General features: G+C 48.5%; 12 protein-coding genes. 2 read left to right on the forward strand and 10 right to left on the reverse strand.

Features of this window, described 5'->3' with window-relative positions; all coding sequences use genetic code 11:
• Position 1: 1 nt before the first annotated feature.
• The 9 genes from BMZ54_RS03865 to BMZ54_RS33455 all read right to left on the reverse strand — a co-directional run bounded on the left by BMZ54_RS03865 (position 2) and on the right by BMZ54_RS33455 (position 8,972).
• Complete coding sequence (locus BMZ54_RS03865; RefSeq protein ID WP_089906809.1) at positions 2 to 1,699, reverse strand: ATP-binding protein; 1,698 nt, start codon at positions 1,697 to 1,699, stop codon at positions 2 to 4.
• Positions 1,696 to 2,823: a histidine kinase gene (locus tag BMZ54_RS03870; protein WP_089906810.1), complete on the reverse strand. Its 1,128-nt coding sequence runs from the start codon at positions 2,821 to 2,823 to the stop codon at positions 1,696 to 1,698. Before BMZ54_RS03870 ends, BMZ54_RS03865 begins: the two co-directional genes overlap by 4 nt.
• Before the next feature lie 14 nt (positions 2,824 to 2,837).
• Positions 2,838 to 3,920 carry a porin gene (locus BMZ54_RS03875; RefSeq protein ID WP_202909130.1) on the reverse strand — a complete coding sequence of 361 codons (1,083 nt, stop codon included), beginning with the start codon at positions 3,918 to 3,920 and terminating at the stop codon, positions 2,838 to 2,840.
• Positions 3,921 to 4,030: 110 nt separating this feature from the next.
• Positions 4,031 to 4,597 (reverse strand): K(+)-transporting ATPase subunit C, encoded by a 567-nt coding sequence (locus BMZ54_RS03880; RefSeq protein ID WP_089906812.1) that lies wholly within the window; start codon positions 4,595 to 4,597, stop codon positions 4,031 to 4,033.
• An 18-nt stretch (positions 4,598 to 4,615) separates the two neighbouring features.
• Positions 4,616 to 6,664, reverse strand: coding sequence for a potassium-transporting ATPase subunit KdpB (gene kdpB / locus BMZ54_RS03885; protein WP_089906813.1), 2,049 nt, complete (start codon positions 6,662 to 6,664; stop codon positions 4,616 to 4,618).
• Positions 6,665 to 6,683: 19 nt separating this feature from the next.
• Positions 6,684 to 8,399, reverse strand: coding sequence for a potassium-transporting ATPase subunit KdpA (gene kdpA / locus BMZ54_RS03890; RefSeq protein WP_089906814.1), 1,716 nt, complete (start codon positions 8,397 to 8,399; stop codon positions 6,684 to 6,686).
• Between the two features lie 24 nt (positions 8,400 to 8,423).
• Positions 8,424 to 8,504: a potassium-transporting ATPase subunit F gene (locus tag BMZ54_RS33535; protein WP_089906815.1), complete on the reverse strand. Its 81-nt coding sequence runs from the start codon at positions 8,502 to 8,504 to the stop codon at positions 8,424 to 8,426.
• 109 nt (positions 8,505 to 8,613) lie between these two features.
• Positions 8,614 to 8,787, reverse strand: a complete 174-nt coding sequence (locus BMZ54_RS32890) for a DUF7674 family protein (protein WP_156093007.1) — start codon at positions 8,785 to 8,787, stop codon at positions 8,614 to 8,616.
• 50 nt (positions 8,788 to 8,837) lie between these two features.
• The gene (locus tag BMZ54_RS33455) at positions 8,838 to 8,972 is read right to left on the reverse strand and encodes a hypothetical protein (RefSeq protein ID WP_262487571.1); all 135 of its coding nucleotides are present in this window, start codon (positions 8,970 to 8,972) and stop codon (positions 8,838 to 8,840) included.
• Between the two features lie 245 nt (positions 8,973 to 9,217).
• On the opposite strand from BMZ54_RS33455, the gene BMZ54_RS03900 reads away from it, so the two are divergent.
• A complete protein-coding gene (locus tag BMZ54_RS03900; RefSeq protein ID WP_089906816.1) occupies positions 9,218 to 10,264 on the forward strand; it encodes a tetratricopeptide repeat protein in 1,047 nt (348 codons plus the stop codon).
• 10 nt (positions 10,265 to 10,274) lie between these two features.
• Positions 10,275 to 10,811 carry a metalloprotease family protein gene (locus BMZ54_RS03905; protein WP_089908319.1) on the forward strand — a complete coding sequence of 179 codons (537 nt, stop codon included), beginning with the start codon at positions 10,275 to 10,277 and terminating at the stop codon, positions 10,809 to 10,811.
• A gap of 2 nt (positions 10,812 to 10,813) precedes the next feature.
• On the opposite strand, the gene BMZ54_RS03910 is transcribed toward BMZ54_RS03905, so the two are convergent.
• Complete coding sequence (locus BMZ54_RS03910; protein WP_089906817.1) at positions 10,814 to 14,548, reverse strand: DEAD/DEAH box helicase; 3,735 nt, start codon at positions 14,546 to 14,548, stop codon at positions 10,814 to 10,816.
• Positions 14,549 to 14,615: the final 67 nt, after the last annotated feature.

Consider the following 14,615-nt stretch of genomic DNA (forward strand, 5'->3'; position numbering starts at 1 on the left):
CTTATACCGCTACCGGCAAGCTAAAATAAAACAGGCTGCCTTTGCCTTCCTCACTCTCTACTCCTATAGTTCCTCCCTGCGCTTCTATAAACTCCCTTGCTATAGCCAGTCCCAGCCCGCTGCTTTTTTGACTGTGCGTACCGGGTACCTGGTAAAAACGTTCAAATATCTTTTCACGGAAAGCCGCCGGAATGCCCTTACCCTCATCCTGCACACTGAAGGTAAGCGTGTCTGCCGTTTGTGCAATGGCCAGCTGCACGGCGGATCCTGCGGGTGAATAACGGATGGCATTGGTAAGCAGGTTCACCAGCACCCAGGCGGTTTTCTCCACATCGGCCTGTATGCTGGGTAATTGTTCCGGTATCCGGGTTTGAATATTCACCTGTTTTTGGGCTGCCTGTTTACGCACCGTATCCAGCGCATACTCCAATACCTGTGCAGGAGCCACGGGCTGGGGCTGCAGCTGAATGTTGCCGCTTTCTACCTGCGAAAGATTTAGCAGCTCACTTACAATTTTGATCATACGCAGGTTATCCTGCTTCAGGCTTTCAACCAGCTCATGCTGCTCACTGGTCAGGTGGCCAATGCGCTCATCTTCCAGCAGCTTTAAACTAAAATCAGAAGAGGCTAAAGGTGTTTTCAGCTCATGCGATACCGTAGCTATGAAATGCGTTTTGGCCAGGTCCTGCTCGCGGAAGCTGGTAATGTTCTTGAGCACAATAATATAACCGATCCTTTCATTGGCATAATCAATATCCACCAGCTCTTTGGTAAAAAAACATTCCTTGCCATCCACCACTATTTTCAAGGGGCCCGTGTTCTGCGGGTTCACTAAAAAGCTGAGCAGGTCATTATACTTTGCTACTTCCTGCGCAGGCTTGCCTATCAGCGCCTGTTCCGGCATATTTAATAATTGCAGGGCAGGCGTATTCGCAAACAGGATGATGTTCCTGGTATCAAAACCAATGGTAGCATCTTTCAGGCTGCTGATCACCGCCTCCGCACGCTGCTTTTCAAACATAATGCGGGCCAGGTTGCTGTGCTCATAATCATCCAGGCGCTGGGCCATGGTATTAAAGGCCGTGGCCAGCTCTCCAAATTCATCTGCGCTTTTAAAATGCAGGCGCTGGCTGTATTTTTTATCTGCAATGCCTTTGATACCGATGGTAAGCTCGCGGATGGGATTAGCCACATAACCAGGGAAATTATATACAAAGGTGAATCCCAGTAAAAAGCAAACCCCGCTGATAACGGCTATGTATAACAGCGCATTGTTAGCTGTTTTCTTTACGCTTTCATGCTTTCCTACAATGGCCTGCATATTGGCATCCATGATCACGTATATGCTTTTACGTATGGCCTGCAGCTCCTGCTGGGAAACAGCGCTGTCTTTTTTCAGCTGCTCAAAGGCCCTGCGTACCTGCACCGTGGCGCTGCCCTCACCGTATTCAGTAATATTAGTTTCCTGCCGGTGCAGCTGCTGCTCAAATGTTTGCAGACCGCTGCTGCGGTCAGCATTCAGGGTATCCAGCGCTATCAGCATATTCTTGCTGTATTCCAGGGATTCATAATTATCCTGCAAAATAGTGCGTGCCTTTACATTCAGGTTGGTGAGGTAATAGTATCCCAGTACGCTCACCAGCAGCAGCATAAAGTAAAGGAACAGCACCCCCAGCGTGATCTTTGTTTTTAGCCTCATGATAGAATTATGAGATCAATATCATTGGAAGATAATGTTTTTAACAATTGGTTAAAAAGGTTGGTTCTAAGGATAATACGGAACAGGCTAATGTGTGGTTTACCAATACACACGGTGGTTACCCGCTTTTCAATAGCCGTGTCAATGATCACCTGCGCTATGCGGGCATCGTGCACCTGCAGCACTTCCGCGCCCAGCTCTGTTGCCAGCTTCAGGTTATTGATCAAATGGCGCTGGGATGCCAGGCTTATGCGGGCGGCATTTTCACGCGGGGCCTGCACATACAGCACATACCAGTTGCCATGGTAATAAGATGCCAGGCGGGCCGTTTTACGGATCACTTTACGTGCAATTTCATCGTTGGTAGAAATGCAGGCCAGGAAATTCTCATGCCGCATTTGCTGGCTGCGCGGCACCTCTATTTCCACTTTGCGCTCCACCTGCGAGGTTACTTCCTTCAGGGCCAGCTCCCGCAGCTGCAGTATTTTCTCCGACTGGAAAAAATTCTTAAGCGCCGTTTCCACCTTTGAGGGATCGTAGATCTTACCTTCTTTCAGACGGGTGATCAGCTCATCGGCCGTAAGGTCTATGTTCACTACTTCATCAGCCATCTGCAGCACACTGTCCGGCACGCGCTCTTTTACCTCCACACCGGTAATTATTTTTACCTGCTGGTTAATGCTTTCAATGTGCTGTATGTTCACGGCAGATATAACGTTAATGCCTGCATTTAAAAGCTCCGCCACATCCTGCCAGCGTTTTTCATGACGTGCACCCGGTATGTTCGTATGCGCCAGCTCATCTACTATCACCCATTCAGGGTTCAGCAGCAAAATGCTGTCCAGGTCCATTTCTTCCAGCATTTTGCCTTTGTAAAAAACCTGCTTGCGCGGTATGGCCGGCAATCCTTCTATCAATGCCTGTGTTTCTTTACGGCTATGTGTTTCCACGTAACCTATCTGTATGTTCACACCATTGCGCAGCAGGTTGTGCGCTTCCTGCAGCATACGGTAGGTTTTGCCCACACCGGCGCTCATACCAATATAGATCTTGAACTTGCCCCGGCCCGATGTTTTGTTGGCCAGGTGCAGGTAGTGTTGTACCGTATGTTCTTTGTCTGTCATAACAGGTATGTGGATTAAAACCAGAGTGATAGTGAGGTGGTTACCGATACGTTGCCGGTTTTCAGCTCATCATCCTTTGTAAATATGGCGTCCTTACTGTCATAATATTTTCCCTCTATCCGGAACAGCACATTATCCATGGGTTTTACATCCAGGTTCAGCGAGTAGCCGGTGGTTTGAAAGCCATTGGCAGTGCCGGTATTAATAATAACACCGTGTTTATCATTATAATGTTCTACACGGCCGGCCAGCGCCACCTTATCGGTTAATGCATACCGGGCTATAAGAATGGGACTGTACCAGGTATTCAGATCGCTGCTGCCTTTTGCTGCTTGTTCCAAACCATAGTCAATACCCGCTACCAGTGTGCACTTATCTCCTATGCTAAAGGTACCGTAAAGGTTATTAAAATACCGCATTTGCCGGGCGCTGTCCGGTTTATCGTTCCCGATAAATGTGCTGTAGTTCAGTGCGACCTTATCATTGGGTTTAAAGGTCACCTGCGTGCCAAAAGCGGGTGTTTGATTTCCATTTACCCGTTGAATGCGCTGCCAGCCGTTCAGGTACATGGCAGCCAGCGTCCATTGCTCATTGGGATTCCAGGTTATTTTAACGCCCGCCTCATAATAAGGCGTATTATCTGCCAAAATACTGCGGGTAAGCGTATAGCAATCTTTCCCAATGGCGCTTTCAAACCCAATATGGGAAGGCATTATACCGGCATCCACCCACAATCCTTTTCCAATACGCAAGCCTGCGTTTGCTTCGTACACATGCCGCAACAGTTCTGCTTCTGATGCCATGTTGTATTGTGCATAGGTACCGGCCATAATAGCAATATTACCCCGTACCCGGTCAGATGTATAATTGGCTTTCACAAATCCCAGGTTCAGGTTCACCTCATTATGCCGGTTATAGCTATAGATAAATGGAGGTTTCACATGGTTGCCAGGATTGTTAAAGTCATAACTATAATAAACCTCTGCATAACCGGAAAAGGTAAGCTTTCCGGGTTCTTTTGCTGCAGTGCTGTCTTGTGAGAATGCGCGTGTAGCCGTAATAGTAAGCATGGCTGCGCTGATTAAAAATCGTTTCAAAATATTTCTGGATAGATCCTTTCTTTTTAAAATAGCGCCCCACTGCCCTTTCAGCAGCGGAGCGCGGGGAACGTACTTAACAGGTTTAAATTTTCGTAGGATATGAAATACTATTGCTGCATATCGTCCAAAGCGATGTTGAGCTGCAGCACATTCACTTTAGACGGCCCTAACAATCCCAGTAAAGGCCCTTTGGTATGTTCTTTTACCAGTGCTTTAATACGCTCCGGCGCCATGCCGCGGGCTTTGGCAATGCGGGGTATCTGTATTTCCACCGCTGCAGGCGACAGGTCAGGATCCAGGCCGCTGCCGGATGCCGTAACCAGCTCCGCTGGTATGTCTTCTTTATTTACACCGGGGTTGTGCGCCAGGAAAGTATCAATCCTTTCCTGCACTGTTTTCAGGTAATCCGGGTTAGAGGGACCTTTGTTGGAACCCGCAGAACCGGCGGCATTATAGTCCACCGCTGAGGGGCGCGACCAGCAATATTTATCCTCTGTAAATTTCTGGCCGATGTTGGCGTAACCCACTACTTTTCCCTTATGCATTACCGTTACACCATCGCCCTTACCGGGCGCCATTTTAGCCACAGCGGCAATAAACAGCGGGAACAAGCCTGCCAGCACGACTATCAGTACCAGGGTCAATCTTACGGCAGGAAAAATATATCGTTTCATGTTGATTGTTGTTAAGTGTTAAAAGAACATACTAATGAACAGGTCTATGAGCTTAATACCAATAAACGGTACTATTACCCCGCCTACACCGTAAATGAGCAGGTTCCTGCGCAGCAGCGCGCTGGCGCCAATAGGCTTGTAAGCCACGCCTCTTAATGCCAGCGGAATAAGCAGGGGAATAATAATGGCGTTGAATATCACTGCGCTCAGGATAGCTGATTCAGGGCTGTGCAGGCGCATGATATTAATACCCTGCAGGGCTGGGATAGAGGCTATAAACAGCGCCGGTACAATGGCAAAGTATTTAGCCACATCATTGGCAATGGAAAAAGTGGTGAGCGTGCCGCGCGTCATGAGCAGCTGCTTGCCTATTTCCACGATCTCGATCAGCTTGGTGGGATCATTATCCAGGTCTACCATGTTACCGGCTTCCTTCGCAGCCTGTGTACCGCTGTTCATGGCCACACCTACATCTGCCTGGGCCAGCGCCGGCGCATCGTTGGTGCCATCGCCCATCATGGCTACCAGGCGGCCTTCGGTCTGCTCTTTTTTAATGTAGGCCATCTTATCCTCCGGTTTGGCTTCTGCAATAAAATCATCTACCCCGGCTTTGGTAGCAATGTATTTAGCCGTTAAAGGATTATCGCCGGTAACCATTACTGTTTTTACGCCCATCTTACGCAGGCGGTCAAAACGTTCCTGTATGCCGGGTTTAATAATATCCTGTAACTCTATTACACCCTGTACCTGGCTGTTAAGGGCCACCACTAAGGGTGTGCCGCCATCTTTGGCAATAGCTTTTACCTTCTCCAGCGTTTCAGCCGGCACACTATGGCCGGCATGGGCGGCCAGCTTTTGCATAGCATCAGATGCTCCTTTGCGGATGCGGGTACCGTCTGACAGATCAATACCGCTGCTGCGGGTTTCGGCGGTGAACTTTACCAGCGTAGCGCCGTTCACTGAAAGCTTGCTTACTACTTCCTTACCGGCCAGCTCCACAATGGACTTGCCTTCCGGCGTTTCGTCGGACAAAGAGCTGATGGCGCAGAGCTTTATAAATTCTTCTTTGGATACTCCGTTGGCCGCATAAAAGTTAGTGGCCTTACGGTTGCCAATAGTGATAGTACCGGTTTTATCTAACAGTAATACATCTACGTCGCCGGCTGTTTCTACCGCCTTACCTGATTTGGTAATTACATTGGCGCGCAGTGCACGGTCCATACCCGCAATACCAATGGCCGAGAGCAAACCGCCAATGGTAGTGGGTATCAGGCATACAAACAAGGAGATGAAGGCCGCAATGGTAATGGGTGTTTGCGCATAATCTGCAAACGGTTTTAAGGTTACGCATACAATAATGAACACCAGTGTAAAGCTGGCCAGCAGTATAGTCAGCGCTATTTCATTCGGCGTTTTCTGGCGGCTGGCGCCTTCTACCAGGGCAATCATCTTATCTAAAAAAGATTCGCCAGGCTCTGTGCTTACCTGCACTTTAATACGGTCGCTCAATACTTTGGTACCGCCTACCACGCTGGACTTATCGCCCCCGGCTTCCCGTATCACCGGCGCACTTTCGCCGGTAATGGCCGATTCGTCTATGCTGGCAAGGCCTTCAATGATCTCACCATCTGCCGGTATAATATCACCCGGCTCACACAGGAATACATCTCCCTTACGCAGCTGTGCAGATGATATTACCTGTACCTCATTCATAAATACCTCACCTATGGTGCGTATCAGCCTGGCGGGCGTTTCCTCGCGGGTTTTACGCAGGCTCTCTGCCTGGGCTTTACCACGGGCTTCTGCAATGGCTTCCGCAAAGTTGGCAAATAATACGGTGAGCAGCAGCACCAGGAATACCAGCCCGTTATAAGCTACACTGCCCTGGTCGGTATGCCTGGTGATGATGGCATACAGTGTAACAATCAACATTACGATGGTGCCTAATTCAACGGTGAACATCACCGGGTTCTTTATCATTAACCGGGGATTCAGCTTTATAAAGGATTGTTGTAAGCTTTCCTTTACCAGCTCCCGCGGAAAAAGTCTGTTATCTTTATTTTTCATTTGTTATAGCTATTGTTCATTAATGCATGGAAAAATACTCTGCTATAGGACCCAGCGCCAGCGCGGGGAAGTACGACAGCGCATTAATGATAATGATCACGGCAAAGGTCATTACCCCGAAAGTGAGCGAATCTGTTTTTAAGGTGCCTGCAGCTGCCGGTATGAATTTTTTGTTGGCCATTAATCCTGCAATGGCTACCGGCCCTATAATGGGCAGAAAGCGGCCCAGGATCAGGATAAAGCCCGTGCTCACATTCCAGAAAATGTTATTATCGCCCAGGCCTTCAAACCCTGAACCATTATTGGCATTGGATGAAGTGTATTCATACAGCATTTCAGAGAAGCCATGGTAACCTGGGTTATTTAACCAGGCCGATGGTTTCACCGCCCAGTCAGCCCCGGGATGATGTGCCAGTATAAAGGAGGATAACGCCGTACCGGCCAGTATCATGAAGGGTGATAACAGCGTAATGAGCGCCGCTATTTTTATTTCACGCGCTTCCAGCTTATGGCCCATGAACTCCGGCGTACGGCCTACCATAAGGCCGGATATAAACACGGCTATAACAATGTAGATGTAGTAGTTCAGGAAGCCCACACCACAGCCGCCGTAAAAGCTGTTCACCATCATACCCAGCATTTGCATTAAGCCGCTGAGCGGCATGGTGCTGTCGTGCATAGCATTGACAGAACCGGTGGAGATAATGGTGGTAACGATACTCCAATACGCCGATCCGGCTGGTCCGAATCTTACTTCCTTACCTTCCATGGCGCCCGTAGGCTGTGCTATGCCCATGTGCGCAATGGCAGGGCTACCATGTATTTCCGTAATGATGGTTGGTATCACTAAACAGAGCAGGCCCAGTGTCATAACGCCAAAAACCACGTACGCAAACTTTTTACGGTTTATGAAAAAGCCCAGCGCAAAGATCATGGCTATGGGCAGCACTACCTGCGCTACCATTTCCGTGATGTAGGTTATGTAGTTAGGATTTTCCAGCGGGTGTGCGGAGTTGGCGCCAAACCAGCCGCCGCCATTGGTGCCCAGGTGTTTAATGGCAATCATGCCGGCAGCAGGGCCGCGGGATACATTTACCGTATCGCCCTGCAGACTTACATAGGAGTCTTTCCCTTTGTAGCTGGCGGGGGTACCGTTAAAGGCCAGTATAATGGCAATAACAATAGCTAGCGGCAATAAAATGCGGGTGATGGTTTTTACAAAAAAGTCCCAGAAGTTACCCAGCTTACTGGTAGTTTTATCTTTTAATGCTTTTAATACTACTATCAGTGAAGCGATGCCGGTGGCGGCGCTTACAAAGTGCAGGAACTCCAGTACAAACAGCTGGGTAAAATAAGTTACCCCGCTTTCGCCGGAATAGTGCTGCAGGTTACAGTTCACCACAAAGCTGATGGCGGTGTTAAAGGCCAGGTCCGGCGTTTGGCCTGGATTGCCATCCGGGTTCAGGGGCAGCTTGTCCTGAAACAGCAGTGCAAAAAATGCGTATACAAACCATACCAGGTTAATGGTCAGCAGCGCTTTCAGGTGCTGCTTCCAGTTCATTTCCTCTTTAGGATTAATGCCGGATAGTTTGTAGAACAGGCGTTCTATTGGCGCCATAAAATCTGACCAGGTTCTTTCCCCCTTGAATACTCTGGCTATGTATTTCCCTAAAGGCCAGGCCAGTAGTAGTGTAAGTGCATAGGTGATAATTACGCCTAAAATTTCTGTTGTCATCTTCTTTCTTTTGGCTTGTTTGTTTTAAAACTTTTCGGGTTTCAGCAATACATAGATCATGTACAGGAATACCCCTATGGCCAGGATAAATAATGCGTTCATCATAGTCTTTAGCTGTTATATGCGGTCGAAATAATCAATTGAGCGGAAGAACAATACAAAACAGGCCAGGCCTGCGAGTAATAAAAGAATGGTAAGCATAATGGTGTATATTTTAATTAGTGGTACCGTGCTGGATCTGCTGGATGCGTAGCTGTTGCAGCCTGACCGGCAGCAATGCTTTTACCGGCTGGTTATTGCAGGCGGTATCCAGCAGGGGCGATAACCCGTACAGGTACACGCTTTCAATAGCATTGCGCAGCAGGCCGCTGCCGTTGCGGTACAACACCGCAGCTATGGTGAAACATTTCCGGGCTTCGTTCAGCCGCCCACCACGGATCAGCGCCGGGTGTAATCTGTAAATACATGGATCACTTCATACACCGGGCCCGTAAGCCGGAACTGCCACATTACATAGCTGAGGCCCGGGATCTGGTGACTGATAAGCTGAGAGATTTTTGTGTCTGGTAACATATAGGTTTGTGATTGTTACGGGCAGGTAAAAGCTATTGTAGTGCCAGTGTTGGCATGCGGTGTTTGAAATGATGGGTAAGCAATTGATAGTCAATTGCAAAATCGGAAATACGGTTTAGGACAGTTGAAAAGATGCCTGAAGGAACCATGCAGAAACGGAAGGGTGATTGCAGAAAATGCAATGATAGTGGGATAACACATTTGTATTTTTTCTTATATCTTGACACCCCAATTCAAGAGTACCTATGGAAGTAAATGACAACATTCCTGCGCAAGGGACTGCGGGGAATGACAGCTGCCAGAAATGCGGCATACCATCCTATGAAGAAGGTTATAAAATAAGACTATGCGCGCCCTGCCGCCGCGGGCTAAGCCGTTATCCCATTAAAAAAGAAGTATTATGGGCTGCCCTGGGCGTGGGTTTGCTGGTATTATTCTCCCTGGCAAAGTTTCCAAAATCTTTTACAGCAGGCCTCAATTATGAGCGGGCATTAAAGCTGGAAGAGCAGCATAAGTATATAAGTGCAGAAGCTGCGCTGCGGCAAACGCTGAAGGACTACCCGGAATACCTTCAGGGCGCCTGCCATTACATGATTGCGGCTTATTATAATGACCATCTCGCAGAAGCTGACAGCGCGCGGGAACATTGGGCCGGCCAAACATTCAACAAAGAAAAGGAGCTCATTGAACGGGTGAACGAAGTATTAGGCGGTTTTAAAAACTACCACTTTGAGGACACCGCCTTTCACTTTGTACGTGATAGCCTCGGGAACGATAATATAGCTTACCGGGCAGCTTTAAAGCAATATGTGCAGCAGCACCCGAAAGATAACCTGGCAAATTATTTATTGGCCGACCAGTATTTTGAGACACACGAATATACCGCTACCGACAGTCTCTGCGGCCAGGTATTAACAGCTGCTCCTGACTTTCAACCGGCATATGGCCTGCTGGCCGCCGCTTACCGGGAAGAAAAACAATATGAAAAAGCTACAGCTATCTGTAACCGGTGGCTGAAGCTGAACGCAGAATCAGTAGATGCGCATGTTTCGCTGGTGAAAATATTATTGAAACAAAAACAGGATAAACAGGCTTTGGAAAAAGCGCTGTACGCCTACGGCCTGGAGCCGGATAATGCCAGTATTATGCAGGCGCTTACACTGGCCTACCATTTCAACAAGCAAACCAAAGAGCGGGACGCCCTGCTGGCACGCGTAAAACAAAATGCCGATACCTCCTGGCTGGGTAACCTGCAAGGGGTCATTGCCGGTACTATTCCTTACAGAGATTAATGTATTCAATATGTTTTTTATTCCAGGTATTATAATTACGATCGTTACTTTTCCGGGTGTGGTAGCACATGAGCTGGCCCACCAGCTGTTCTGCCGCTTATGTGGGGTAGCCGTATTTGAAGTAAAATATTTTCAGGCCGCCAACCCCGCCGGTTATGTGATCCATGAACCGGTACGCAATCCCGTGCACCAGCTATGGATAGGCATCGGGCCTTTTATTGTGAACACTTTGCTGGCGGCTATTATTGCCTTTCCGGCCGCTATACCGGTCATGAAATTCAGCAGCGGTAATTCGCTGGATTATCTTTTGCTGTACCTGTCTATTTCTATTGGTATGCATGCTTTTCCCAGCATCGGTGATGCAAAAACGATGTGGAATACACTGTGGCATGGAGAGGATACGCCGAAATGGCTAAAGGTGGTAACGGTACCGGTGGTAGGCATTATTTATGCCGGCGCACTGGGTTCCTTCTTCTGGCTGGATCTGTTCTATGGAATGGGCGTTTCCCTGGGACTGCCGGTGTTACTGATAAAAATGATGGCTTAAGCTTAGCTGAACAAATACAGCACATCCTCTTTAGACAGCTTCTTAATAAAGCCGGTATCATCGGCAATAATATCTTTTACCAAAGATTTCTTGCGCTCCTGCAGCTGTAAGATCTTTTCCTCCACCGTATCCTTACAGATCATGCGGTAGGCAAAAATATTCTTGGTTTGGCCAATACGGTGGGTACGGTCAATGGCCTGCTGTTCTACGGCGGGGTTCCACCAGGGATCTACAATATATACATAGTCGGCAGCGGTAAGGTTCAAACCTACGCCACCGGCTTTAAGGGAGATCAGGAATACACGGCATTCCTCGTTATTCTGGAAGTTCTGGATAGCGCGTTCCCTTTCCATGGTGCTGGTGCTGCCGTCAAAATATTCAAACGGAATTTTAAGATGCTGCAGGCGGTCTTTAATCAGCGCCAGCATACCCAGGAACTGGGAAAACACCAGCACCTTGTGGTTGCTGATATTCTCTGACATTTCACGGGTAAGCTCATGCAGCTTTACAGAGTGGTTCGGATACTGCTCTGATTCATTCAGGATAGCCGGTGAATCGCAGATCTGGCGCAGCTTCATCAGGCCCTGCAAAATAGTAAGCTGGGAGCGCTCCATACCCTGGTCTTCTATCACCCCTAAGATCTTGGAGCGGTAGGTATTGCGGTAAGCATCGTAAATATGGCGCTGCTCCGCATCCATTTCGCAGAAGATCACGGTTTCTATTTTCTCCGGCAGCTCTTTGGCAACCTGCTCCTTGGTACGGCGTAATATGAATGGGTAGATGAGCTTACGCAAATGATCTTTACGCTCCTCATCCTGGAATTTATCAATAGGCGTGGCAAATTCATTCCTGAAAAAGTCTACACTCCCCAGCATGCCGGGGTTCAGGAAGTTCATCTGCGCATAAATATCAAAAGTATTGTTTTGCATGGGCGTACCGCTCAGCGCCAGGCGGTTCCTGGTATGCAGCAGCTGCGCCGCTTTGGTAACCTTGCTCTGCGGGTTCTTAATGGCCTGGGATTCATCCAGGATCACATAGTCAAACTCCATTTTCATGAGCAGCTGCACATCGCTGCGCAGGGTACCGTAAGTGGTGATGATAATATCTACCTTCTGCAGCTCTTCGGGATTTTTCATGCGCGTAGGCCCGTGATGAATATGGTAACGCATTTCAGGGGTGAACTTCTTGATCTCGTTCTCCCAGTTATAGATCAGCGTAGTAGGACATACTACCAGCGCCAGGCATTTATCGTTATGCGTGTTCTTGTAATGCTGTACAAACGTAAGCGCCTGTATGGTTTTACCCAAACCCATGTCATCGGCCAGGATGCCGCCCCACTTCACTTCATCCAGGTAGTTGAGCCACTGGAAACCGCTTTCCTGGTAAGGACGCAGATTGGCATTCAGGTTATGCGGCAGGGAAACATTGCGGATCTCATCAAACTGCAGCAGCTTTTTACGCTTCTGCTCCAGCTCTATAACAATGGCCTCATCATCAATAAACTCAAACAGCTCATCAATAACGCTGAAGTTGTATTTGCTGAGCTTAAGCCCTTTATCTTTTTCCTCGCCTATCTTAAACAGCAGGGAATATTTGCGCAGCCATTCCTCCGGCAGCAGGCCCAGGGAGCCATCTGCCAGCTGTACATAATTTTGCTTATTGGCCAGCGCATGCTTAATATCCTTAATGCTTACACGCTGATCGCCATACAGCACCTCTATCTGCGCGTCAAACCAGTCAATGCCGGAGCTGATCTGCAGATTGGTGACCGGCTTATGGGAGTTGAACTTGAAGTTGCGCAGGCCGTCAAAGCCAAACACGCGTACATTCATTTCCTTCAGCGCATCAAAGAACAGGAAGAACCAGTTGTTCTTCAGCGCTTCTTTGGAGCGCAGGTAAAAATAGTTGTTGTTGCTGGGCTGACTGAAATTGGTGTGCAGCGCCCGGATGCTTTCCACAAACTGCTCTTCCGCCGCTTTGTTCCGGTGAATAATGAGCACTTTGTTGCCTTCCTGCACCGTAATGCGGGTTTCATCATTCCACTCCACCTCATGCCCATGGTAGGCAAAGCCGGGCTGAATAATAAAGGTTTCGCCCATCTCTTTCAGGTACACGCGGCTTTCCGGTAAAATATCATCTACCTCAGCCAGCAGGGAAGCATCAAACTGTATATCATATTGCCGGCTTAAGGGCAACAGGTAATCTTTTAAATAAGTAGGCCATTCGGTTACGGGTATACGTAAGCGGCCGGTATTACGGAACAGCTCCACATGCAGCGCATCCTGCGGATTTTCAAACAGGTGCAGCATGCCCTTGTAAAGGAACAGCAGCGGGCTTTCCCATTCATTTTCCGTTACATTCACCAGCTCGCCTTCTATATTTACATAACAGGTGATCTCCACTTCCTTTTCGCCGGTATGGGTTTTAAACACGGGCAACAGGCGGCCGCCGGCTAGTGCAATGGGCTGCAGGTTACGTGTTTTAAACGGCTGCCGGTTGGGTAGCAGGAACAGCAAGCCATGTTCCGCCATTTGCGGGAACAGCTTAGCCAGCTTGGGATGCATGTATTCCAGCATCAGCTCCTTAGTTTCCGTTGGCAGCTCTTCTGAATTATCGTGGGTAATATTTTCCCAGATGCCTGCAAAAGGCGAGTTCTTGCTCAGGTATTTACTCACCTCGCCTGACTGCAGCTTACGCACCGGCGAGATCAACTCCCGGTCATGCTCTTTATACTGGTAAAAATCAATGTATTTGGTCAGGTCCAGCTTGTTCACCAGGGATACAAAACCATTCTGCTCCTCATTCACTTCCCCGCTCACCAGGTCCATCCGGAAAAAGGGATACAGGGTTTCATTGGCATTAAACACCACGCCTACACGCTGTGTAACCACAATGTCCGGCGGGGGCGGTGGGGGCGCCTGTTGTGCCCGGCCGGCCACAGGAGCTTCTACCCGCTTAATGCTGGGGTCCAGCACACGCAGGAAGGGCTTGCCCTCCATGTAGGAAAAAGCAAACTTACCATCCAGGTTATCTGTAAGGGAGTAGCCGTAAATGGCCAGCAGCTTATTTTTTTCCTTATCCCAGTTGCGCAGGGTATCAAAATAAAAAGGCCCGTTGGCATTCAGCAATTGCAGGAACAGGGCTGTTTTGTGCTTACACAGGGGGTGCTCCGTTTCATCGCAAATGCAGTGGGTATCAAAGTTGCGTTCCTCATTCCGCTGCAGGATGAGCGGATATTCCTGTCCATCCAGCTTCAGCAACGCTTCTACCTTTTCATCTTTGGCGCTGCGGATCTGGATCTTATGGTGTTTCAGTATTTTTTCTGCCTCTGCATAGATCTCCGGGGAGGTGAGCAGCCTGATAGATTTGAGGTCAATAGACTTCATTTTTATCAGCGTATGTTGCTGATTGTAATGCGTTTCAAAACTATCAAAGTGGTTCTTGTCCAGCATTTCCTGCAGCTGGAACAAAGCAGCTGCTTCGTGCCGGCAAATATCCCCCAGGTTATAGGGGCACTGGCAGCGTACCGACATATTGCCGGTATCGTGATATTTGGCGATGGTAACTTTGTAGTAGTTGGCGTGCGTATCGCTCTTTACCCGGAAAGCGGCTGATTTAAGCACAGGGTCGGCCTCCAGCAGCTCTACCCCGCCTGTAGAGAATATACGTTTCCCCCTCCGGATCACCTCATCGGTGCCGTTATTATAAACGTATTTTAATAACTGGGGTAGTGACATATATTCCAGGCTTTATAAAGACTAAAATCTTTAGCAACTCGCTAAAAGGCAATCCACAAAAGTAAGC

Source organism: Chitinophaga rupis, from assembly GCF_900109685.1.
Classification (GTDB): Bacteria; Bacteroidota; Bacteroidia; order Chitinophagales; family Chitinophagaceae; genus Chitinophaga; species Chitinophaga rupis.